Source organism: Amphritea pacifica (assembly GCF_016924145.1).
Classification (GTDB): domain Bacteria; phylum Pseudomonadota; class Gammaproteobacteria; order Pseudomonadales; family Balneatricaceae; genus Amphritea; species Amphritea pacifica.
Genome location: NZ_JAFFZO010000002.1, coordinates 1 through 22,373, shown reverse-complemented (window position 1 = coordinate 22,373; position 22,373 = coordinate 1). Strand labels below are relative to the sequence as shown.

22 protein-coding genes are annotated in these 22,373 nt (G+C 52.0%); 4 read left to right on the top strand and 18 right to left on the bottom strand.

What is annotated here, in order from left to right:
• Positions 1-133 precede the first annotated feature (133 nt).
• Genes JW499_RS01030 through JW499_RS01020 form a run of 3 tightly spaced genes read left to right on the top strand, consistent with a single transcriptional unit; the run spans position 134 to position 3,238 of the window.
• On the top strand, positions 134-802 hold the full coding sequence (locus JW499_RS01030; protein ID WP_205208845.1) for a response regulator transcription factor: 669 nt from the start codon (positions 134-136) through the stop codon (positions 800-802).
• Entirely contained in the window at positions 795-2,177 is a 1,383-nt protein-coding gene (locus tag JW499_RS01025; protein ID WP_205208844.1) for a sensor histidine kinase, read from the top strand. Before JW499_RS01030 ends, JW499_RS01025 begins: the two co-directional genes overlap by 8 nt.
• Positions 2,174-3,238 (top strand): ABC transporter substrate-binding protein, encoded by a 1,065-nt coding sequence (locus JW499_RS01020; protein WP_205208843.1) that lies wholly within the window; start codon positions 2,174-2,176, stop codon positions 3,236-3,238. Before JW499_RS01025 ends, JW499_RS01020 begins: the two co-directional genes overlap by 4 nt.
• Positions 3,239-3,270: 32 nt before the next feature.
• Here the strand turns inward: JW499_RS01020 and JW499_RS01015 are convergent, their stop codons facing one another.
• From JW499_RS01015 to JW499_RS00990, 6 genes are all read right to left on the bottom strand, one after another.
• Entirely contained in the window at positions 3,271-4,230 is a 960-nt protein-coding gene (locus JW499_RS01015) for a sensor domain-containing diguanylate cyclase (protein ID WP_205208842.1), read from the bottom strand.
• Positions 4,231-4,547: 317 nt separating this feature from the next.
• The gene (locus JW499_RS01010; RefSeq protein ID WP_091361487.1) at positions 4,548-4,727 is read right to left on the bottom strand and encodes a hypothetical protein; all 180 of its coding nucleotides are present in this window, start codon (positions 4,725-4,727) and stop codon (positions 4,548-4,550) included.
• 257 nt (positions 4,728-4,984) lie between these two features.
• Positions 4,985-6,295 (bottom strand): DUF1329 domain-containing protein, encoded by a 1,311-nt coding sequence (locus JW499_RS01005; protein ID WP_205208841.1) that lies wholly within the window; start codon positions 6,293-6,295, stop codon positions 4,985-4,987.
• 30 nt (positions 6,296-6,325) lie between these two features.
• Entirely contained in the window at positions 6,326-7,942 is a 1,617-nt protein-coding gene (locus JW499_RS01000) for a DUF1302 family protein (protein ID WP_232846159.1), read from the bottom strand.
• Positions 7,943-7,970: 28 nt separating this feature from the next.
• Positions 7,971-10,415, bottom strand: coding sequence for an efflux RND transporter permease subunit (locus JW499_RS00995; protein ID WP_205208840.1), 2,445 nt, complete (start codon positions 10,413-10,415; stop codon positions 7,971-7,973).
• Positions 10,416-10,464: 49 nt separating this feature from the next.
• Positions 10,465-11,376 (bottom strand): WD40/YVTN/BNR-like repeat-containing protein, encoded by a 912-nt coding sequence (locus JW499_RS00990; protein WP_232846158.1) that lies wholly within the window; start codon positions 11,374-11,376, stop codon positions 10,465-10,467.
• A gap of 199 nt (positions 11,377-11,575) precedes the next feature.
• Between JW499_RS00990 and JW499_RS00985 the strand changes: the two genes are divergently transcribed.
• Positions 11,576-12,496 (top strand): LysR family transcriptional regulator, encoded by a 921-nt coding sequence (locus JW499_RS00985; RefSeq protein WP_205208838.1) that lies wholly within the window; start codon positions 11,576-11,578, stop codon positions 12,494-12,496.
• 85 nt (positions 12,497-12,581) lie between these two features.
• Here the strand turns inward: JW499_RS00985 and JW499_RS00980 are convergent, their stop codons facing one another.
• The 12 genes from JW499_RS00980 to JW499_RS00925 all read right to left on the bottom strand — a co-directional run bounded on the left by JW499_RS00980 (position 12,582) and on the right by JW499_RS00925 (position 22,350).
• Entirely contained in the window at positions 12,582-12,905 is a 324-nt protein-coding gene (locus JW499_RS00980) for a 2Fe-2S iron-sulfur cluster-binding protein (RefSeq protein ID WP_205208837.1), read from the bottom strand.
• Positions 12,898-13,323, bottom strand: coding sequence for a tautomerase family protein (locus JW499_RS00975; RefSeq protein WP_205208836.1), 426 nt, complete (start codon positions 13,321-13,323; stop codon positions 12,898-12,900). The genes JW499_RS00980 and JW499_RS00975 overlap by 8 nt, the downstream gene beginning before the upstream one ends.
• A gap of 93 nt (positions 13,324-13,416) precedes the next feature.
• Positions 13,417-14,178, bottom strand: coding sequence for an SDR family NAD(P)-dependent oxidoreductase (locus JW499_RS00970; protein ID WP_205208835.1), 762 nt, complete (start codon positions 14,176-14,178; stop codon positions 13,417-13,419).
• A gap of 24 nt (positions 14,179-14,202) precedes the next feature.
• Positions 14,203-15,246 carry a 4-hydroxy-2-oxovalerate aldolase gene (gene dmpG / locus JW499_RS00965; protein ID WP_205208834.1) on the bottom strand — a complete coding sequence of 348 codons (1,044 nt, stop codon included), beginning with the start codon at positions 15,244-15,246 and terminating at the stop codon, positions 14,203-14,205.
• Complete coding sequence (locus JW499_RS00960) at positions 15,243-16,160, bottom strand: acetaldehyde dehydrogenase (acetylating) (protein ID WP_205208833.1); 918 nt, start codon at positions 16,158-16,160, stop codon at positions 15,243-15,245. The genes dmpG and JW499_RS00960 overlap by 4 nt, the downstream gene beginning before the upstream one ends.
• On the bottom strand, positions 16,157-16,384 hold the full coding sequence (locus JW499_RS00955; protein WP_205208832.1) for a tautomerase family protein: 228 nt from the start codon (positions 16,382-16,384) through the stop codon (positions 16,157-16,159). Before JW499_RS00955 ends, JW499_RS00960 begins: the two co-directional genes overlap by 4 nt.
• Positions 16,385-16,393: 9 nt before the next feature.
• Positions 16,394-17,191, bottom strand: coding sequence for a 2-oxo-3-hexenedioate decarboxylase (gene dmpH / locus JW499_RS00950; protein ID WP_205208831.1), 798 nt, complete (start codon positions 17,189-17,191; stop codon positions 16,394-16,396).
• Entirely contained in the window at positions 17,188-17,985 is a 798-nt protein-coding gene (dmpE, locus tag JW499_RS00945; RefSeq protein ID WP_205208830.1) for a 2-oxopent-4-enoate hydratase, read from the bottom strand. Before dmpE ends, dmpH begins: the two co-directional genes overlap by 4 nt.
• Before the next feature lie 7 nt (positions 17,986-17,992).
• Positions 17,993-19,453, bottom strand: coding sequence for a 2-hydroxymuconic semialdehyde dehydrogenase (locus JW499_RS00940; protein WP_205208829.1), 1,461 nt, complete (start codon positions 19,451-19,453; stop codon positions 17,993-17,995).
• Positions 19,454-19,679: 226 nt separating this feature from the next.
• Positions 19,680-20,609, bottom strand: a complete 930-nt coding sequence (locus JW499_RS00935) for a catechol 2,3-dioxygenase (protein WP_232846157.1) — start codon at positions 20,607-20,609, stop codon at positions 19,680-19,682.
• 232 nt (positions 20,610-20,841) lie between these two features.
• Positions 20,842-21,903: an NADH:ubiquinone reductase (Na(+)-transporting) subunit F gene (locus JW499_RS00930; protein ID WP_205208828.1), complete on the bottom strand. Its 1,062-nt coding sequence runs from the start codon at positions 21,901-21,903 to the stop codon at positions 20,842-20,844.
• Positions 21,904-21,987: 84 nt separating this feature from the next.
• Entirely contained in the window at positions 21,988-22,350 is a 363-nt protein-coding gene (locus JW499_RS00925; protein ID WP_205208827.1) for a phenol hydroxylase subunit P4, read from the bottom strand.
• Positions 22,351-22,373: the final 23 nt, after the last annotated feature.

Sequence of the window (22,373 nt, the reverse complement as noted above, 5' to 3'; positions counted from 1 at the left end):
TTGTTTGTTTTTAACAGCGCACTTTAACGCCTTTAAAATATAGTCTTGTTAACTGACAACAGTCTGACACGGGCTGAAAAAGCGACAAAAGAGGTTCCCTGATGCTTAATTCCCGACGGAGAATCTCAGCGTAATGCGCATACTCCTTATAGAAGATAATGAAGCGCTGGCCGATGCAACTCAGGAATATTTCCGCCAGATAGGTCACCCACTGGACTGGACCGTTTCGGTCGAGATGGCGGAACGCACCCTCTCATGGGATGACTTTGATATGCTGATACTGGATATCAACCTGCCCGGCCGCAGTGGCTATCAGCTATTACAGTCGTTGCGGCAAAAGGGTAAAACAATTCCAGTCCTGATTCTCACGGCCCGCGCTGAGATTGATGACCGGGTCAGTGCCCTTGATCTGGGGGCCGATGACTATCTGGTCAAGCCGGTCGATTTCCGTGAGCTGGCAGCACGCTGCCGGGCATTGCTACGGCGCGAACGGGGAGCTGCCAGCAACACCATGGTTTGCGGCAACCTGGTTTTTGATATGGCCAGGCAGGAGATCACCGTTAATGATCAGCCCATTGAACTGCGCCTCAGGGAGCTACAACTGCTCGAACTGTTTTTGAAAAATCTTGATCGCGTATTAACCAAAGAGGACATTGCCAATAAGTTGTATACCTTTGATGAAGCCAATACGCCCAACGCAATCGAGCAAACACTGACCCGCCTGAGAAAGAAACTCTCTGACTCTTCACTGCACATCAAAACCATCCGCGGCCTTGGATACCTGGGTCACATCGATGACTAAGACAGTTTACTCCCTGCAGCAGCAGCTCATTACCCGCACCGGGCTATTGATGCTGATTGTATTTCTGATTCTGAGCGCAGGGGTATGGGATTACGCCAGACGGGCGGCGGACCTTTCCTACAACCGACTCCTTAACAGCGCCAGTTTATCCATTATTGAACGGATCTCTGTTCAGGACTCTCAGATCGATCTTGATCTGCCGTATGCCGCGCTATCGATGCTGGAATTAGCACCCGATGACAAAGTCTACTACGAAGTGATTGACCACCGGGGGCAGCATCTGACCGGCTACACTAAGACCCCCTCCCCGACAAATTATCATCCCAACAGTGAGCCCATTTTTTATACCGCAACATACAAAGGCGAAGCCGTTAGCTGGGTGATCCAGAGCAAACGGTTGATCGCACCAACCGCCAATGGCTGGGTGGTGATTAAACTGGGACAAACAAAAAATGCCCGGCACGAACTGTCTGATGAGATTTTTTTCAGCTCCCTTGCAACGCTGTCCGGCATTTTGTTGTTAACCTTATTGATGGTATGGCTGGGCGTCAGGCGTGCTTTACAGCCGTTGAGCATCATCTCTGAAAACCTGAAAAGCCGTTCTCCGAACGACCGCCGTCCGTTAAAAACGCCGGCAATCAGAGAGGTAACTCCACTGATTGATGCGATCAATAACTATCAGCAACAGCTGCTGAACAATCTGCAAACGATGAAAGTATTTATTGCCGATGCCTCTCACCAGATACGCAGCAGTTTAGGCGGCATACAGGGACAACTGGATGTTACTCTGCAGGCTTCGGATATTGACGACATCCGCAGCAGACTGGTCAACATTCGCCAACAACATAAAAAACTGACACGCCTGACCAATCAACTACTGGCACATGCACTGGTAACGCACAGGAGTGACAGCATGGAGCCTCAGTCGATTGCGGTAAACCCGCTGGTCGAAGAGTTGTTAACGGAGATTGTCAGAGACCATGCGCATACGCAAATCGATTTTTCTTACACCGCCGAGGCCGATAACATCCGCATTCCGGGTGATAAAGTCAGCCTCAAAGAAGCACTAAAAAACCTGCTCGAAAATGCGGTGCGCTATGGTCCGGAGAACAATCAGATTGATATTATCCTGCGCCCTGGCGACGCCAATATGCTTGAGATAATTATTGATGACAGCGGCCCTGGCATCCCCGCCCATCAGCGCCGCCAGGCAGTGCAACGTTTTTCTCGCCTGAGCGCTGATGCCTCCGGCTCAGGTCTTGGCCTGGCAATTGTCGAAACCGTTATTCAGGCACACCAGGGCAGCCTTAAACTTGATCGCAGTCCATCCGGTGGGCTGCGGGTTGTGATCCGCATACCCGGTGCTCGCCTATGAAATTTTTATTGCAACAGCTTACCCTGATTATCGCCCTGAGCACCTTTACCATGATGGCTAACGCTGCACAAACCACGGATCCGTCATCCTCACTGATTATTTTCAGTGCCACTGATACCAACGCGATGCAGCCGATCATTGATGCCTTCAAAAAAGCCTCGCCGGAGCTCAATATCCACTATCAGGAGTTTCAAACCAACGAGCTGTTCCATGCAATACAACGGTTACCCGAAGATCAGTTACCGGATCTGGTGATCAGCTCAGCCATGGATCTGCAAATCAAACTGGTGAACGATGGCTATGCACAGCCATTTACTGACCCGGTAACAGAAGCTCTCCCGGGCTGGGCGAACTGGCGAAATGAAGCTTTTGGTTTCACCTATGAGCCGGTGGTAATGGTCTATAACAAACCGGCTTTTCAAGGTAAACCTCTGCCGAATACCCATGAAAAACTGGCACTGGCAATTCGTAATAGCAACGATTTTTTCATGAACCGTATCGGCACCTATGACATTAGGGTGTCTGGTGTTGGCTATCTGTTTGCCTCGCAGGATGAAATAAACTCCAGTATCAGCAGCCGCTTGAAAGAAAACTTAGGTCGCGTGGTCGCTAACTTACATTGTTGCAGCAGCAACATAATCGAAGAGGTCGAATCGGGGAAACTGGTGTTTGGCTATAACGTGTTGGGATCGTACGCAATAAAGTATGCCCGGACAGCCCCGACCATCGGTATTATTTTTCCAGAGGACTATACCCTGGTCATGAGCCGTGTCGCTTTTATAACCCGTCAGGCGCGCCATGCGCAAAACGCTCAATCATTTCTCCGCTATCTGTTATCGGTGCAGGGGCAGCAAGTCATTGCGGATAAGAGTGGCCTGATCGCGCTGCACCCGGGTGTTGACGGGCCGTTTACCTACAGCCGTCTGCAACGGGACTACCCCTTGCGCTTTAAGCCCATTCCCTTAGGCCCGGCACTGATGGTTTATCTGGATCAACTGAAACAACGCCGCTTTATCAATGAGTGGAGTAACGCGATTTTATATGATGTCTTTGTGCCCTGATAACGGCCGCAACCAGCAACAGATATTGCGGGTTAAAAACAGGTGCGATTACGGCCCCCGCCCTTGGCCCGATAGAGCGCCTTATCCGCTTTGGCAACCAGAGACTCTTTGCTATCACTCGCTTGCGCCTGCACCAGTCCTGCACTCAGGCTGACATTAATAACCTGTCCTGAACCAGTTCTGAAATCCACCTCTGAAAGTTCTAATCGAAGCCGCTCCACTGCGGTGAATGCTTCATAAATCTCCACTTGCGGCATGATGATAGCGAACTCCTCACCACCATAGCGATACGCGCTATCGATGCAACGCAGATGTGACTGAATTAAAAAACCTAATTTTCGCAGTACCTGATCGCCAAACGGGTGCCCGAAGCGATCATTGACTCCCTTAAAAAAATCCAGATCAAGCATGCACAGCGACAGAGGTTGCTTATAGCGGCAAGACCGCTCAAGTTCATGCTCAAGCTCATGATAGAAATGTCTGGCGTTGTACAGCTGAGTCAAATCATCAACCTGGCTCAGTTCACGATAGCGTTGCTCGCGTTCGGTTAACTCAAATTCAGCTTTCTTACGATCCGTGATAACCACCAGCGTTTCGATAGCGCCGATAATAATGCCATTTTCATCTTTGATAGGCGAGGCTGTAAAGGATAACCACTCCCCCTCTTTACCGATATCAGGAAAGAAATCCTCTGCCATAAAGGCGCCCTGAAGAACGTCTGATGGGTGATATTTAGCTGCGTAGAACTGATCCAGCTCGGGTATATTCACCCCGGCGACAATCAGGTCTGCCATGGTAGGTCTCTTACTCTTGTAAAAGGGTCGCCACTGGTCCCGAGTACCAACCACATCACGACTACTCAGTCCTGAAGCAATTTCCAGCGAGACATTCCAATGGGTAATCACATGTTGAGTATTGATAATGAAGGCAGGAATCGGAATGTTATCCAGCAGATTTCCAATACCGATTCCATCTAGCTTCTTTTTTGACACAGATAGACCGCTCTCATTCAAATTACCACGTTGAATACAGCATCGAGCATTCAAGAACAGGGGTTATTAGCCTGCCTTTGATTTAATCTCCAATTGTAACCAAGGAATGAAAAACGGCCTATAGCACCTTAGATTGAGCTCTTAAATAAGGCAGGATGATCTTTTGAGATATGCTCTCTGATAGACAGCAGAGTATAAAGCGGGAATAAGTTGAGAGAATCCCCCGAACAAGGGACCTGAAGGCCGATACGCCACACTGAATAATAACCAGCAGACGTTGATAACCATATGTCGCCATCGCAAACGATGAGCCCTTGTTACTCATTACTCATCAGTAACTCATGCCCCACCACTTCATCGATCACCGCATAGGGGATGCGGTACTCCTTCTCCTCATATTTAACCAGCGCGTAGTCATAACACATTTTCAGGATAATGCAGTTGGCCACCTGGCCATCCTTCACCACACGAATAATATTGCGATTATGCAGCAGCATCTCTAAAGCCTTTTAAATAATAAGTAGAGTCATTCTACCACCATAGATATTGCAGACATATCCGCTACAGACGAAAGAGTGGCGTAGTGGCTATTGGCAGATGCTGTGAATAAGTACCGGTATCAGCATAACCCGGTTAGAAAAAGACCGTCCGTGGCCAAAGGAGTGCTAAACCACAACAGCATGGAGGGGTCATACTGATGATAAGCGGGGTATCTCCGATACCCCGCTTATGCGACACGACGTTGTCGTGACAGTTACTTACCGGAGGCCCGCAGATTTTGCACCGTCATCTTGCTTTCCGGTGTCAGCTCAGGATCGATAATCCCTTTAAACTGCCCCGTGGTACAGTGCTGCGCCTGCATGTCGATCATGGTAAAGGAGTCATCTATTGATACACCGCTGCCCTTGTTCTGGGCCAGGTGGTGATCAGGATGCGCCTGGCCAATACTGAAGCTCTTCCAGATTGCACCATTCCTGTCGTATGTTACCGTCCGCGGAATGGTGAATGTCTGTGCATCAATGAAATGCTGACGTTTACTGATCGGATGGTTCGGATCCAACGGCTCACCTTCAAGCAGATACACCTTACGCAGCTGATAGGTAACGTTCGGGAAACAGTTACCCTTACCACCATATGAGATCATCTGATAACCGTCGTCATCCTTAGGAATCTCAGTATCCAGTGGCATATCATTGTGGTTATACATCGGCAGCAACATATTGCGGGTGCCTTTATAGCTCCACTTAGCATCGGAGATACGACCGTTATAACCCTCAAAGTCTTCGATCATAATATCAGAGCCCAGGAAAGCATCGGTTACCTGCCCGGTTGAAAGACGACGTACACGACGCTGGAAGCCCAGATAGAGATAGGCGTTATCCCGCTTAAGATCATCTTCAAACCGCTGAATCAGCAGCTGGGTGTTCTTCACATCAAACGGTTCAAGCACCTCAAGATAGGTGGCGCGAAACAGATTAGAAGGGTTAGGTGTAATCGCCGGCACCGGGGCCTGCTGAGTACGGTGGGTGAAGTTCAAGAAGTTAAAGTTGAACTTCAGTGTCCGCTCAGCCTTGCCGCTGTTCATATCCTTGAAGGTCCAGTAAAACGGCCAGATCGCAGCAGAATCACCCCAGTTGTAACCATATTTGAAGTTCCACGCCAGCTTTTCACCCGCCCGCGGATCATCCATGGAGGGCTCCTGAGGGAAGGGACGACCCGCGACCGAACCACTGATCTCACCAACCGTATCGCCCAGTTTGACATCGTTCATATACTTGCGGGTGGCGTCGACATAGCTTTTATTAAGATCGAATGAGGTGGTTTCTCCCACTTTGATCTCGGTATCACCGGCTTTAATAAAGTCATACATCGCCGGATCAATAATCTCTTTAAACTGATCAACATTTGCCTGGTTGATGGTCATCCCGGCACTTAAACCCTGATAGGTTGGGACACCATTTTTATACGGATAAAATGCATTCTGTACATCCTGCTCCGTCGCAGCCATTGCTGACGCAGATACAGTCGTCGTCAGCGCCAGAGAGATAAAGGTTTTCTTAAACATAATGGTTTACCTTCTTATCGTTATATTTGTTTAGAAGCTGTAACGCACGGACAGCTGGAATTCGTCTTCCTGATTGGCTACACCGATCGGGCCATTGAGGAAACGCGCTAAAGGTTCTGTCTGACCGCCTGCAGGTGCACCGCCCGCGACAGACCATGGGAAGGTTTTCTTGCCGCCCTCTTTAATATTGAAGGCCGCATTAACCTTCCAGTGGTCATTGATCAGATAGTCAATACTGGGAGCGACTGCGGTGGCTTCTGCTGCAAAATCATGGGCAATAATGATCTGTGGACTGAGGCGGTTATTCATATAAAAACCTTTGAATAACAGCGTGGCGATCCAGTTATCCTTCTTGTTGGGCATATCTCTTTCGTGATCAAGAATATGTTCACCAAACAGCTGAGTGGATAGCAGGAAGGCACTACTGGTACCAAGCTCAGGAATAATGATGTTTTTGTCAAAGCCGATCACATAACGCAGCATGTCGGTCTTCTTATAACCATCGGTATCACGGGCTAACTCTTCACCCTCGGTATAGGCCGCTTCCAGACGCCAGACAGCATCCTGATCCATCGAGTAGTAATCGATTGAGCCGCCCAGAAGATTGACCTCTGGGAAATGGATATCGAACAATCCAAAATTACTACCCGGTCCGCCCAGGGCATGGATAGAAGGCAGCTGTTGACGATAGTGCAGTGCATTCAGTGAGAAGGTGGTATCACCATAAACGCCTTCCCACTTGGCACCAAACTGGGTATTTCTCAGTGACCACTCATAATCAACCACATCATTAATGACGTAGGGGCCACCACCGTTAATGCGTGAGGCAAAGAAACAGCCGCCATCGAGAATGGCATAGGGCTGACCACAGGTACCGAGATTACTGGGACGGAACTTATCGATATTCCATACCAGAGAGAAGTTGGAATCGTCGAACACCTTGTTTGGGCCCATGCGCCACTCTGCTGTGAGCATCCACTGAGGTATACGGATATCTTCCAGCTCGTCGTAGATATTATGCCGGGAGTAATCCACCGGGTTGATTACATCCAGCACGCGGAACAGGTCGGTTTTACCCCAGACGACCTGCTGCTTACCAAAGCTGAGATTCAGAACAGTACCGCTGTCCAGCTGTTTATCGGCGCTGATATAGAGTTCGCGGATAAAGTCCAGCTGATCATTAAAGTCGGGATAACGGACATCATTTTCAGACTGATCCATATAACCATCAAGGTTGTTACACAGCTGAGGATCATTCTCACATGGCAATGGTGTTCCGGGCGCCAGAATCGCGGTTGAGGTGTCCTGACCATGCCAGTTTTCACCCAGATAGTTCGCCTGAGCATCTTTGCCGAATTCATCACTGTTGAGATCGTAAACACCATCGTAAGTAGCGCGCAAAGTACCGTTGATCGAAACGTTATCCCAGCCATCAGACTCCAGTTGTTTAGAAAATTCGGCCTGTGCCGTATTGCGGAATTTTGATACGCCAACGCCATCACGCACATAGGTCGCATTCTCCACAAAACCGGCCCACTCAGTATCAGCAGCAACCGCGGTGGTGCTGAGACCCAGCGACATGGCAGTGACTCCCATAGCCACACCGGCAGCCACCTTATTCATCGTCATTATTATTGTTTTCGACATTTTTAACCCCTTTCAGGTTTTTGGTTTTTTAACAAACGGGTGTTGTAGCGCTCTTGTGTGAAGGGCCATCACCCAGCGCATCTGCGTGGATCACACCGTCTTCATCTTCATAGGCGGCACAGATAAATTTCGGTTTGAACACCAGCACCCAGGCAGGTACCAGCAACATCGCCGCAGCACCATTGAGAATCACCATCACACTCAGTAGCAGCGCAGCATCGGACTGGAAGCGCAGATCAGAGAGCACCACCCACATGACAATACCGGCGATCAGCGTGATCGCGGTGAAACTCACCGCCAGACCCGTGGTCCGGATCGCGGTGCGAACCGCAGCGCTGAGGTTATGCTGCAACACCATCTCCGAGCGGATGCGGTCCATCATGTAGATGGAATAGTCGATCCCGACCCCGACCCCGACCGCGATGATCGGCACGGTGTTGATATTGATCCCCATCCCGGTGATGCCCATGTAGGCGTAGGTGAGAGTGGTGGCAAACATCATCGCCATAAACATCATCATGCCGGCCTGCAGCGAGGTGTAGAAAAACATCACCATGGCGAAGATCAGCAGGAACACCAGCGGCAGCACCCAGAGATTGGTCTCATAGGCAGCTTCATTCATCGCTGCAGTGACACCAATAGTGCCCCCGGCCAGGCGAATCTTCAGTCCATCCACCTTGCCCTCGTTAGCATCGATCCACTGCTTGGCGGTGTGAATCGCCCGGCGAATGGTCTCGCCCTGGTGATCTTTGTAATAGAACACCAGATTGGCGATCCGCTCATCGGTATCGACAAACTCATTCAGAGCACCGGGGATCGGGCTGGACATCATGTAGGTAAACATCAGTCCCCCCACATACTGAGCATCATCGGGGATCTGCATCCAGCGCGGATCATCATTGTGCAGCAGGCGGTTCACCTGCTTCACCAGATCGGGAATCCCTTTGGCACCACCGACACCGGGATCCATCAGCATATGGCGCTCAAGGTCCGCCAGCGCTTTCAACACTTCCGGACGTTTGATACCTCCTTTCTCACGGGTTTCAGCGACGATATAGAGCTCTTCCGAGCCCGGGAAACTGTCGTTAATCGCACCGGAAGAGACGTTATAGTCGTGATCCTGGTAAAGAATCGGTGAGCCTGGCTCCGATTCACCAATCACCACTTTCGATGAGGCATACCAGCCGCCTACCAGTAGCAGCGCACCGATCAGCAGTGCATTCTTAGCCGCCTTGCGGGTACTGATCAGGTCCGCACAGAGATAACCCACGTTACGAAACACGTTGTGTTTTACGGCATAGTTTTTGGGTTTCGGCAACACCGACAGCAACATCGGCACCGCCAGCAATACAGTAATGATGATCGACAGCGCCCACAGCGAGGCATAGTGCGCCAGCTTTGTGTTCAGCGGGATGGAACCAATGGCGATCAGCAACAGACCGATCGCATCAGACACCACCCCGAGACTGCCGGGACGGAACAGGCTTTCGAAGGTCTGTTGCGCGGCTTTGTGATGGTCCGCATGGTCGTTCAGCTCCAGATAGTAACGTTCAACAATCTGAATACCGTGAGACATCGCCCGGGCGGAAATAAGGAAAGGGATCACCAGCCCCAGCGGATCGAGGTTGTAGCCAAACAGGGAGATAATCCCCAGCCCCCAGATAGTGGATACCACCACTGCGGCCAGCGGGATCAACACGCCATAGGCTTTACGGAAATAGAACACCAGCAGCGCAATCATGATCAGCGCGGTAAACATAAAGATCTGGATGATCTGCCCCAGATACTGATAGGCCCAGCCCACCAGCATTGGTTGTCCGGTCACATGGATCTTATACCCCCCGGCACCTTCATCGGCACGCATCTGCTGAATCGCATCAAAGGTTTTAACGTAATCCAGCTGCCCCTCGTTAAGCTGCGCTTTCACCAGCGCCATCTTCATATCCGGGCTCACCAGAGGGCCATAGACACGGGGGTTAGCGACAATATCCTGACGCAACGCTTCCAGCCCGGCCGCACTCAACTCTCCACCCTGCGGATCATAATAAGACTCAGAGTTCACGTTGCCCTCAGGCGTCATCCACACTTTGCGGGAGTTGCGATGGGTGATACTGGCCACCAGGTTGTGATTGACCCCCGGCAGGTTATCCACCGCCTGAGTGATGCGGTGAATCCGTGCCAACGCTTCATTACTGAAGATATCGCCGTTTTCAACCTCAACCCCCACGATCACCACATTGGCACCGCCAAAGGATTCCTTAATCTCGTTATGCAACACAATATAGGGGTGTTCCTGAGGCAGCAGATCGGCAAAATCAGAATACATTTTGACGCCGGGAATCTGGCTGGCAAAGAACAGTGTGATCACCAGAATCAGCCCCAGCACAATTTTAGGGCTGTTGAAAATCCGCTCATCCAGGTTGTGTAGCAGATGAGTGATCTTATGGGATTGTGCAGATGCTTTATCAGACATATCCGTAGTTCCAGAAATTATTATTATTTAAATCCGCCTGCAGAAAGGCTCAGATATCGACCGTAAAGAGGGCGCCCCAGCCGCCGGATACCAGCAGGCGTTTGTCATCCAGTAACTTGCCGTCCCGCAGGTAGACCGGAATATTGGGGCTATCCAGTTTGCGCCAGCGGTCATCCTGCTGTTCCAATACCGTGCCGTGATCACCAAAAGCGAACAACCGGCCATCCCGGGCGAAGAGGTTATAGATCGGGGAATCAGTCGGGGTATCCTGGGTCTGCCAGTTCTGACCCGCATCATCGGTATACAAAATGGTCCCCCCCAGCCCTGCCACCCAGCCGGTTGAGGGATCGCTGAAGTAGCTGGTCATAGGGAAAAATTCATTAGGGATCGGATCGAGCATGGACCAGTTTTCACCACCATCCTCAGAACGGGCCAGCAAGCCAAATTCACCGGTGGCAATCAGATTCTGACTATCAAAGAACTGCACTGTGGTGATGGCGGCATCTTCGTTGAGGCTCTGCTCATTCCAGCTGATACCTTTATCATGACTACTGACCAGGGTACTGAAACTACCGGCTGCCCAGTAACTGTTGTCCGGCCCACAGGCCACTGAGGTCAGGCTTTCCTGAGTGGGAATATCGCTGCTGTGCCAATGCTGTCCCTGGTCTTCACTGATCCACAGCTGATGTTCCATACTCAGGGCGATCAGTGACTGGTCGGGGCAGAGTTTTATATCGACAAAGTTGGGATTGTTACTCAGTTGCTGCCGCTGCCATTTAAGCTCGCTGACCGGGCTGGTCAGCACCACGCCGTCAGCGCCGACAACAACAACCCGGTCCTGGGTTACCGCCACGCCCAGCAACTGATCGGTGCGGTGCACCGCTTTACTCATCTCTTGTTCAACCCCTTCGAGATTCAGGGGGGCCTCGCATCCGGCAAGAAAAGTTGTCAGAGCAAACATTAATGTTGTTCTGAGATGCCTGTTATTTTTTATTTTTATAAACATGACTTACGCCTGCACTGTTTACTAATATTTGGAGAATTCTCACTCCTGACAGACAAAATAACGCAGGCAACTCATTACCATCCAATACTATTGATATTCCATCTCAATACTTTTAAGGTATTAATAAATTCAAACCTAAACAGGTGGGCGAATAATGGATCTGCGTAAACTCAGGTATTTCAAGGTGGTGGCGGATGAAAAACACATCGGCAGAGCTGCCAAAGTACTGCATATTTCCCAACCACCTCTGACACGACAGATACAGCAGTTGGAGGAGGAGTTAGGCGTCACCCTTTTCAGTCGCAACCCGAAAGGGATGGAGCTCACCGATGCCGGGGTACTGCTCAGAGAGGAGGTGCGCAATATTTTCAGTCTCATAGAGCAGGCGACTGAGCGTACCCAGAAAGCGGGCCAGGGGCGCCTTGGCAGGATGGATATTGCCATTTTTGGTTCCGGTATCATGGGGGATATTCCCAAGATGCTGCTGTTCTTCAAAGAGCGCTACCCGGAAGTTAATATAGTTCTGCATACCATGGGTAAGGGTGAGCAGATTAAGGCACTGAGACAGAAGCGCATCAGCGTCGGTTTTAACCGCTTACTGGCACCACTGGCGGATATCAGCTCAGAGCTGGTCTCAATGGAAAAGCTCAGACTGGCAATCAGTACCAAACACCCGATGGCATCGCAGGACCATATACCCTTTGAAAAAATCAGAGAGTTTCCTCTGGTGATGTATCCGACAGCGGGACGCCCTAACTTTATCGACAAGACGATCAGACTCTGCCAACTGGCCGGATTCACCCCCGACATCTCCCAGGAGGTGGGTGATGCAGTCACCGGTGTGGCACTGGTTGCCAGTGGTTTTGGCGCCTGTCTGGTGCCCGAATCCGCCACCGTACTGAGCATCCCCGGCGTGGTCTACAAACCGTTATCCGATGAGCCGGATGAAGCGGAGGTCGATCTGAGCTGTATTTATAGAAACGATGATGAGTCACCGCTGCTAAAGGCGTTTCTCGAAACCCTGAAGGAGTTTCGTACTATCAAGGATAACCGCAGCCTGGATGAACTGTGCTAAGCGCAGCAGCATAAGAGTGTATCAGAGCCCCTCAAGGCTCTGATAAGCGAAAAGGTGCTCTGATAAGCCGAAACAGAGCTGAATACTATTCGGATGGCTCCCGTCTGGCGAGGATATTTTTTGACATCTTACCGATCACCGCAATCTCAAGATCACTTTCAGGAAAGGTGCGACAGGCCAGCACACAGCCCGCGTCCAGTTCAGCTTCACTCACATGACAGCGGCTCATCACCTGACGGCGATACTCGCCGGACAAAACCCTGACTTTACATACCCCACAACCGCCACCCCGGCAGCCCAGTGGAATCCCTTTTTTACCCAGCCGCGCCATGCCATGGAGAACCGATTCATTCTCCCGGCAATCATAGGCTTCATCCTGTTCCGCAAGGGTTACCCGAAAACTAGCCATTGCCCTGCCCCTGTCTGCGGGCATCCACTTCCGCTTTTCTCACGGCACTGGCGGGGTTTCCGGCAATATACCAGTCCTCCGGCGCGACTAAGCTGCAATAGCCTCTGATCAGTGAGCGGTCAATACCCAGGGTATGACATAGCAGCTGTGTAAACTGTTCGCCGATGGCCGTTCGCTGTTCCAGAGAACGCCCCTCCAGCACAATGAACTCAAAGAACGCCATCATCTTTTCAGAATCGCTACAAACCTCACCGCCAACCGCGACATAGTCCGGGTTATAGCTGCTTATAAACACCCGCGTCCGTTCAATCGGGCTGTCCAGCACCTCCGCATAGATAGCACTGGCCTGTTGTAATATCTGCCTGGCGGACTCCTGAGTTATAAGGTCTTCAGACAGATGGAATTTTGCGACTGGCATCGTTTAGCGTCCTGTTATTGTTATAGCTGCTTATGCGCCGGTTGTGTTAATAATAGAAGAACCTGGTGAAAACAAAGTGCTTCGTACTGTTTCCTATGGCAATCCCCGGCGACGCCCCGAATCCAGCATCAAGGTTGATCCGGTCATAGCGGTGGCTTCCGGATCAATCAGCATATCCACCGCCCAGGCCACCTGCCCCGGCGTGGTAAAGGCACTGATAGAGGACTCCGCTTTCATCTCATCCAGCACATCATCAACCGTGCAGCCATGCATCTCTGCCCGGGCCACGGCCACCTTCCGTAGTCGCTCGGTATCCGCAGGGCCTGGCGCAATCACATGGGCTGTTATACCCCGCTCGCCATAGGCCAGACTCAGTTGCCGGGAAACATTAAACAGCGCGGCATTGGCAACACCGGCCGACGCGGCGTAGGCGGTGGGTTCAAGACCATAGTGGCCACCAATTGAGATCAGCCGGCTGCCCTCGGTCAGAAAACTGTCGGCAGCCCGGCTCAGGCGCAACAAGCCACCCACCTTGATATTCACCGCATCAACCATCGTGGCTGTTGGCGCTTCCAGAATTCCGCCTGCCACCCCGACACCCGGGCCGTGCACCACCGCTCTGACAGTGCTATTAAGAACCGCACGAATCGCTTCAATGGCGCTGTCATTGCTGATATCAGCCACACAGGGAATCACACCCGCATGGGTTTCTGACAAGGCCTGCACACTGGTGGCTGAACGCGCCACAGCAACCACCTTCAGTCCGCGATTCAGTAATCGCTCGACAATCGCCTGGCCAAAGGCACCGGTTGCGCCGACGACAATCGCCGTTTCACCCTTAAAATCTGTTGTCATCTCAATCGCCTTTCAATCGATCCGTTAAAAGCTCTGTTTCAATAAACCACGCTGTTTCGCCATGGTCATCGCAGTATCCTGAATCATATCTTCCTGACCGCCGATCATCTTTTTACGTCCCAGTTCCACCAGAATATCCCGGGCCGGAACACCAAACCGTTCCGCCGCACGCTTGGCATGCAGCAGGAAGGTCGAGTAAACCCCTGCATAGCCAAGGGTCAGCGAATCTTTATCCACCCGGACAATGTGATCCATCATCGGGAAGATAATCTCATCGGCAATATCCATGGTCTTAAACAGATCAACACCGGTTTCGATGCCCATCCGTTCGCAGACCGCGATAAATACCTCCAGTGGCGTATTACCCGCCCCGGCCCCGAGACCGGCCACTGAGCCATCAATACGCGAGGCTCCGGCGGCAATAGCGGCAATCGAGTTCGAGATCCCCAGCCCCATATTATGGTGGCCATGGAAACCGATCTCGGTTTCGGGCTTCAGGATATCCCGAAGCGCAGTGATACGTTGAGTAACATCTTCCGGCAACATGAAACCAGCAGAATCAGTGATATAGACAGTATTGGCACCGTAAGACTCCATTTTTTTGGCTTCCTGTGCCAGCGAAGCGGCATCAGAGAGGTGAGACATCATCAGAAAACCGGTGGTATCCATCCCCAGTTCGCGGGCACAGGCGATATGCTGTGGCGAGGTATCCGCTTCGGTACAGTGGGTTGCCACATGTACGCTGCGGGCTCCGGAATCATAGGCGGACCTCAGCTCTTTCATCGTTCCCAGCCCCGGCAACAGCAGAACAGAGACCACCGCCTGTTTCATCCGCGACGCAACCGCTTCGATATACTCCTCATTGCTGGCCAGGGCAAAACCGTGCTGCAAAGAGTTGCCCCCCAGACCCGCACCATGGGTCACCTGAATATAGGGCATACCGGCATCATCGAGGGCGGTCGCGACTTTAACCATCTGCTCTACCGGGATCTGCTCCCGCTTGGCATGCATACCGTCCCGCAGACACATATCATGCAGAATGACTTTACGTCCGCTCAGATCACTCATGACGCCACCTCCACTGGGTTAAGTTGAATTTTTCCGGCGAGTATCTCCTCGGCAAACATCTCCGCTGTGCGGGTTGCCGCCGCCGTCATAATGTCGAGGTTACCGGCATACTTCGGCAGATAATCCCCCAACCCCTCAACTTCCATAAACACCGCGACCTTATTACCTTCAAAACTCGGGCCGTTGACCAGTTTGTAACCCGGTACATATTTCTGCACCTCTTTGATCATCGCCAGCACCGATGCTGTGATCTTCTCCTCATCGGGCTCGCCTTCGGTGAGACAGTAGATGGTGTTACGCATGATCATTGGTGGCTCAGCGGGGTTGATAATCGCCAGCGCCTTACCCTTTTTCGCACCGCCCACTACTTCGATGGCGTTTGAGGTGGTATAGGTAAACTCATCCAGGTTAGCCCGGGTGCCCGGGCCGATCGATTTAGAGGAGAGGCTGGCGATAATTTCGGCATACTCAACCCCCTGTATCCGGGACACAGCACTGACAATCGGAATCGTCGCCTGCCCCGCACAGGAGATCATATTGACGTTCATCTCCACTTTTTCAGCATGCTGTTTCAGATTCACCGGCGGCACACACAGAGGGCCTATTGCTGCGGGTGTCAGATCGATCATCATCACCCCAAGTTCATTCAGCTTACGGCTGTTCTCAGCATGTACATAGGCACTGGTGGCATCAAAAGCGATCTGAATGCCATCCTCCAGTACATGGGGGAGCAAGCCGTCAATCCCTTCATGGGTGGTTTTCAGCCCCATCGCAGCAGCCCGGGTCAGGCCTTCAGATTCAGGATCGATCCCCACCATCCAAACCGGCTCCAGGAATTCACTGCGTTGAATTTTATAGATCAGATCGGTGCCAATATTGCCTGATCCGATCAATGCACATCTGATCTTTTTCATAACTTATCCTCTTCCATGAGGGGGGCTAACCTGGCCTGATCGGATGCCCGCCCTGCTCGCCCTCCCACATAGAACTCATCTTTCTTATGTTCAGTGACCAAAATACGTACAGTATCGATGCTGACGCCAAAACCTTCCGCCGCAGCCTTAGAGATGGCTGCCGCTGCGCGGGCCTTAATCTCTGAGCTGCGCCCTTCCAAAATATGAACTTCAATAATCGGCATAATTATTCCTCACTCCCCAAACCGGACAGAGATCGAACCCAGCTCCTGGAACCGGGCAATAACGTGGTCTCCAGGGGACACGGCAACGGCAGCAGTGATCCCACCACTCATGACAAAACTACCAGCAGGCAGCTCCTCCCCCATCTCGGCGAGGATATTCACCAACATGGCAACCGCCGCTGCCGGATGGTCCATCACCGCTGCTGCGGCCCCCATCTCGACAATCTCACCATTTTTTTCCAGTACTGCGCCGATGGTCGGCAGATCCAGCTCATCCACGTAACGGGGGCGACCACCGCCGACAAAACGCGCCGATGAACCGTTATCCGCTACCACACTTTCCAGATCAAATTTGAAACCAGAGAAACGTGAATCGATTACCTCAATAGCGGGCAGCACATAATCAGTTGCCTGCAGCACATCCTCTGCGGTGCATCCAGGCCCCACCAGACGCTCGCGGGTGACAAACGCAATTTCACACTCGACCCGTGGATGTACCAGATCAGATGTTGAGATCACCGAGTTTTCCGGACGTGACATCTTGTCGGTCAAAAAGCCGATTGAAGGCTGATCCACCCCCATCTGCTTCATCTTCGCCCGGGAGGTCAGCCCCGCTTTCCAGCCCACCAGTTTGTGCCCCTGCTCAATAAAGCGTTTGCGCAGCTCCGTCTGAATCGCATAACCATCAGCCATGGTCATCGACGGGTACTCATCGGTTAGTTTGGGGATGGCATAGGCGCGGGTCTGAGCACCTTCCACACGTTCACACAAGCGGATTATCGCCTCTCTGTTCAACGTTGTTTTCATACTGCGCTTCTCCCGGAAAATTTAACCTTGCAGCGGCCAAGCCCTCCTACATTGCACTCCAGCTCGTCACCGTGCTGCACCGCCACCAGTTCCGACTGAGATCCCGACAGAATCACCTCACCGGCTTTAAAGGGGATGCCCAGCTCACCCAGAGTATTGGCCAGCCAGGCAACCGCATTCGCCGGCGACCCCTGTACCGCGGCCCCAACACTGGTGGAGTAGAGTTCGCCATTTTTGTACAGCACCATCCCCGCCAGGGTCAGATCCAGTTTGCGCGGATCACCTTTAACATCACCAAGGACATAAACACCACAGGACGCGTTGTCGGCCACGGTATCTTCAATCCTGATCTTCCAGTCGGTAATGCGGGAATCAACAATCTCGAAACAGGGCACCACATAGTCGGTCGCCCGGATGACATCCATCGCGGTAATTCCCGGGCCATTCAGATCTTCTTTCAGAACGAACGCCAGCTCGGCCTCCGCTTTTGGCTGAATCAAACCATCCAGATCGATCACGTTATCGCCAGCGATCTGCATGCCAGAGGTGAGAATGCCGAAGTCGGGCTGATATACCCCCAGAAACTGCTGTACCGGTTTACTGGTGACACCGATCTTTTTACCAACCACGGTTTCCCCTGCCTCCAGCCGACAGGCGATAAAGCGCTGCTGTATCTTGTAGGCCTGCTCCAGCGTGATATCCAGACCCCGCCCGGTCAAAGGGGTAATGGTGCTGCGTGTCAGAAATGCGCTATACAGCTCATCACCCAACGAGTTAATTAGATCCTGATCCATAACCACCTCACAGTTTGACGCAGACATTGCGCATCTCGGTATAAAACTCGAGGGAGTGCACGCCACCCTCACGACCGATACCGGACTGTTTGGCCCCCCCAAATGCCGTTCTCAGATCCCGCAGGAACCAGCTGTTAATCCAGGTAATGCCGACATCAATCGCTGCCGCCATGCGGTGAGCACGGGCCAGATCATTGGTCCAGATGGTAGTGGAGAGTCCATAATCATTGGCATTGGCGTTGCCAATAACCTCCTGTTCACTATCAAAGGGGCAGATATGACAGCAGGGGCCAAAGATCTCTTCGCGGATTACGCTGGCAGTTTCCGGCAGACCGGTCCAGATAGTGGGTTGTACCCAGTTACCTTCAGCCAGCTCAGCGGGCATCTCCGGAATACCGCCACCGGTGACCACCGTGGCCCCCTCTTCCACCGCCTTGCGATAGTAAGAGAGCACTTTATCCTGATGTTCCCGACTGATCAGCGGACCATAGTTGGACCCGTGGTTTTCAGGACGGCCATATTTCACCGCTTCCGCTTTCTGTTTCAGTGCACTGACGAATCGTTCAAAAAGCGGCCGTTCGACATAGACCTTCTCGGTGCCCAGACAGACCTGACCGGTATTCAGAAAAGCGGAGCGGAAGATACCGTCAACCGCCGCATCAAAATCAGCATCGGCAAATACAATACCGGCATTCTTACCGCCCATCTCAAAAGACACATCACGACACCCTTCAGCCGCCGCTTTCATAATGGCGGTGCCGGTTCGGGTTTCTCCGGTAAAGGTGATCGCATCTACGGAGCGGTTCTGCGTCAGAAACTCACCGGCCGAATCGGGGCCAAAACCGTGCACTACGTTAAACACACCTTCAGGGATGCCCACGCTGTTCATCACTTCACCCAGCAGGGTGGTGGTCAGCGGTGTTTCTTCTGAAGGTTTGACCACCACGGTATTGCCGCAGGCCAGCGCCGGACCGACTTTCCAGGTCATCAACAGGAAGGGCGCATTCCAGGGGGAGATAACGCCGATAACCCCTTTAGGCACCCGCAGGCCATAGTTGAGGGCGCCACGGCCATCGGGTGTCGCCATCTGATAGCTTTCCGTGGGTACATTCTTAATAATGTCGGCAAACACTTTGAAGTTGGCCGCCCCCCGGGGGATAAACGCATGGGTCATCACATGGTGCGGCTGACCGGTATCGGCCATCTCTGCGGCGACAAAATCATCAAAGCGACGGGTAATCTCATCGGCAACGCCGTGCAGCAAATCAACCCGCTGATCGACGGTTAACTGCCCCCACTCTCCGGTCAGAGCCGCTTTTGCCGCCGCCACGGCGCGGTCAACATCGGCACGGCCCGCTTCAGCAACAGAGGCAATGACGCTGTTATCTACAGGTGAGCGCTTGTCAAACCGGCGCCCCGATTCAGCCTCAACAAACTCACCATTTATAAAATTATTAACTTGATGCATTGCTGCTCACCTTTATTTGATTACTGCTGGCTTTTTGTTTAAACCAGTTTATGCAGTCAACAAGATACCGTCTAATACTGTTTTCATCCTTTATTAATACCTAATAGGTATTATTATTGATATCAAAAACCTTTGGATAGCGGCATCCAAAACCAGCAAAAATTTAAAAATCAGATTCGCGAGATACAACTGCATGCCGGTACACGGCACGCAGTTCAGCCCGGCATCAGGTGACGATAGTCAAGAAAGACTCATGTAGCTTACGCTGAGGGTAATCCAGCCCCTGAGGGAAGTGATCCCAGTCCCAGGTGATGGTTTCATAATCAGGATAGGGCTGATACCCCCCCATAAAGGTTTCAAAGCGGTTACCGGAGGGATCCCAGGCATAGATAGTACAGCCACGGGTAATGCCATGACGGGTTGGGCCAATATCCACCGAGACCTCATTCATCGACATAATATCGCCAGCACGCAGCACCTTCTCCCAACTTTCCATCAGGAAAGAGCAGTGGTGCAGTTTTCCGGGTTCCGGATGTTCAACAAAGGCGATATCGTGGACTTTATGAGAGCAGGACAGCCACAGGGCGGCTTCAAACTCACCATCTTCAGCCAGAACCCGTTCCACCAGAAAGAACCCGAGTACATCTTCAAAGATTTTCTTATTGGCGGCGACATTCGGCCCGTACAACAACATGTGATCCAGTCTGACCGGCGCAATACCATGCTCACTGGCCTTATTCCACGGCCCCGGATTAGCACTGCTCAGTCCGTTTCCAACTGCACTCTTTTCAGCATACAGCTCCATCAGATGGCCGGTAGGTAGGGTAAAGCGCACCCGTTCACCGGTTTCCAGCATCTCCCCGGCAGGCATACGGGTGGTTTCGATACCATATTCATTCAGATCCGCTTCCAGCTTATCCAGCGTTGCGACATTGAGCACTTTAAAACCGAAGAAATCTATTCCTGCTTCTTCAGCCTGACGGATGATGTAACTGTTATGATCACGTTCATCCCAACACTTGAAATAAACCCGTCCCTGATCATCACGACCCGTTTCAACCAGGCCCATTACATCACGATAGAAGCGCGCACTCTCTTCCAGATCAAACACCCGGATCTGGACATGTCCAGGTCTCAATACACCGGTCATTGCCATAACAAAAGCTCCGTTTTTTATCTTATTTTTATAAACATGACGCACCATTGCATCACCCTGTTAAATACTACCGGGTAGTATTTTTTTGTACTTCAAGTGTAAGTGGGCCATAGAATACCGTCTAATACCGTTTAATACCCTATAGAATACCTTTTAGGTATTACAAGCCATACAGCAGATCCACATCTGCTCCAACATAAAAACCATAACTATTTCAATCAGATACGTTTAATCAGATCCTTTTAAATAAGGCCGAGCGGTTCTGCTCCTCTGCACCATCGGCAGCGGTGACAAAGCGTTCCATATGGATATCCCGCTCAAACAGCCTCCCCTGCATCAGGGTTGTGATCGCCGCATCGATCATCGGCGGCGGGCCACAGAGATACGCTTTATTGCCATCGAAACGGCCGTTAAAGTGTGCCTGGGCCGCTTCATGCACAAAACCGGTGAAGCCCTGCCAGTCATCCCCCTCTTCAGGCGCATTCAATGCCGGAACATAGGTGAAGTTGGCAAACTCCCGGTCGAGGTTTTCAAACAGCGTCCGGTTATACAGTTCGGCAACATTGCGCGCCCCCTGCAACAGGGTGATCGGACGGCTGTCGCCCTCCTCCAGCAGATCCAGAATCATCGATTGCGGGCTGGATAGTCCCGAACCACCGGCGATAAAGATCACTCCCTGGTCATCCGATTTACGCACAAAGAACTGCCCGTATGGCCCGCTCACATCCAGGGTATCACCCACCTCTAACTGCTGATGCAGGTAGGTAGTGCCCGCACCGCCCGGCACTAAACGCACATGCAGTTCCAGTGTGGTGGCATCGGAGGGTTTGTTGGCGATAGAGAACGCCCGGCTACCCTCCACGCCCGGCAGCTTCAGGTTGATATACTGACCGGCCTGAAATGCCATCGGCTTGTCCAGTTCAAACAATATCCCCTTTATCGTCGGTGACAGATCGCTGATTTCGGTAACCGTGCCGATAAAATCTTCCACCGGATAGCCGGCAAAGTCATCATCCACATCGATATCCGCCTCGATCACCATATCCGATTCCGGGGTACAGCAGCAGGCCAGCACTTTGCCCTCCTCCCGCTCCATATCCATCAGCGCGAAGGGGGAGGCGTTACCCAGATCACCTTCACCCTCCAGCACCTGCACTTTACAGGTGGCGCAGGTGCCGTGGCCACAGGCAAACGGCAACCAGACCCCCTGACGCAGGGCAGCATCCAGAATGGTCTGCCCCTCTTCAACCTCGATTACATCACCGGTTGGTTCAACTGTTACTTCATAACTCATACTTTCACCCTGCAACAGACCGGTCTCTCACTCAGATGATCTGCCAGAGACCGGTCCGTCTCTCTCAGCTAAAGCTCTGTGACATTAAACGCCAGCCCCCTGATACCCCGTTAACTCCGGGGTTTTAAAGCGGATCAGCGATTTATGCCCCACCCCCTGATCGGCAAGAGCAACCTCCAACTGAGGCCGGAACGGTTCACCATCCAGCAGCCACTCCGCGGTGTCCCAGTTGATCTGACTGAACTCCGGGTGCTGACCAAAGGCTTCCGGCATAATGTTGTCAATCAGCGCCGCAAAGGGCATGGAAGGTGGCAGCGGGAACGCTTTGGCAGCGCAGAACATGCGGTGCTCATCCCAACCGAGATAGACAATCTGATTACCGTGGAAATTTTCCACCCGGTCCATCCGCTCGCCCTGATAGTCAGGACTTAGTGCAAATACAGGCATTTTTATATCCTCTTGTTATTCTT